The organism is Planktothrix sp. PCC 11201 (assembly GCF_900009135.1).
GTDB lineage: Bacteria > Cyanobacteriota > Cyanobacteriia > Cyanobacteriales > Microcoleaceae > Planktothrix.
The window spans coordinates 1-1,191 of the sequence record NZ_LT797727.1 but is presented as its reverse complement, the minus strand read 5'-3'; the positions used below and the strand labels follow the sequence as shown (position 1 = coordinate 1,191).

The following is a 1,191-nucleotide window of genomic DNA, read 5'->3' as shown; positions in this document are numbered from 1 at the left end:
TAAGCTGCTACGCAGCTTGATTGTATAATAGAAGATTAAGTATTTTTAGGGATATAACCCCCAATGCCAGCCAAAAATCATCTGTCTAAAGAGCAAAAAGAAAGATTACTTAAAGAAATGAAAGAAAATCAAAATGCTCAAATTAGAGAAAGGATTTTAATTTTATTATTAATGAATGAGGGAAAAACCTATCAAAAGATAGCCAATTTTTTAGAAATTTCCTATCCGACAGTAGCGTACTGGGCTGTTCATGGTGATCCCGATAAAATGGAGAGTTTTATAGATGGAAGAAGCCAAGGAAACTTTCGGAAAGCTACGGCTGAATATGAAGAAATGTTACTAAAAGTAGTAGAAAAAGAACCATCAGAATACGGATATGAATTTGGGAGATGGACAGGAAATAGATTAGCAACATATTTAGAGCAAGCAACAGGAATTAAGTTGAGTGGCTCTCAAGTCAGGAGAATATTACAAAGAAAAAAGTACGTTTACCTTTGGGCAAAGTACAGCTTAGAGGACAAACAAAATCCGGTACACAGGAAAGCATTTAAAGAGAAATTGTTAGAGTATTTAAAAATAGAAAAAGAATCACCTGAACGCTTGCAAGTATGGTTTTGGGATGAAGTAGGATTTAGTTTGAGAGTAATAAGAAGAAAAACCTGGGGGAAAAAGGGAAGCCGAAAAAAAGTAACAGGACAAAGAAGGAAAGGAAGAGTAAATCTAATGGGAGGGTTAAGGTATAGCGATAAAAAAAGAATAAATTTTGTGATTAAGAAAGGAGAATCGGAGACCTTTTATCAACAAATCAAAGCTTTACATAATTGGATTGTTGAAGAATGGATAGAGTCGGGAAAATTAGCCGAAGAATTTTTAGAAACTGGGCCTAAATTAGTAATAATTTTAGACAATGCTAGTTTTCATAAAAAGAAAGAGATTTTAGAGAGAATAGAAGCAGAAATGCCGAATATTAGGTTAGAGTTTTTGCCCCCTTACAGCCCTGACTTTAATTTAATTGAATTGGTTTGGCACTCAGCTAAAGAATATATTGCTCATCGGCTATTTGAATCAGTAGAGCAGTTAGAAGAATTATTGAATAAATTGTTAAACGAAGGAGATTTAATCATTAATTGGTCTCGCAAAATTAAAAACAAAGGAAATGCTATTTATTAAATCAAGCTGCGTAGCAGCTTA

At 33.4% G+C, this 1,191-nt stretch carries 1 protein-coding gene; it reads left to right on the top strand.

What is annotated here, in order from left to right; all coding sequences use genetic code 11:
• Positions 1-63: 63 nt before the first annotated feature.
• Positions 64-1,170, top strand: coding sequence for an IS630 family transposase (locus PL11201_RS25415; protein WP_079678947.1), 1,107 nt, complete (start codon positions 64-66; stop codon positions 1,168-1,170).
• Positions 1,171-1,191 lie beyond the last annotated feature (21 nt).

Bases quoted from the DNA above. Each gene is read 5' to 3' on its own strand.
- PL11201_RS25415 (WP_079678947.1), top strand. From the start codon at position 64: ATGCCAGCCAAAAATCATCTGTCTAAAGAGCAAAAAGAAAGATTACTT.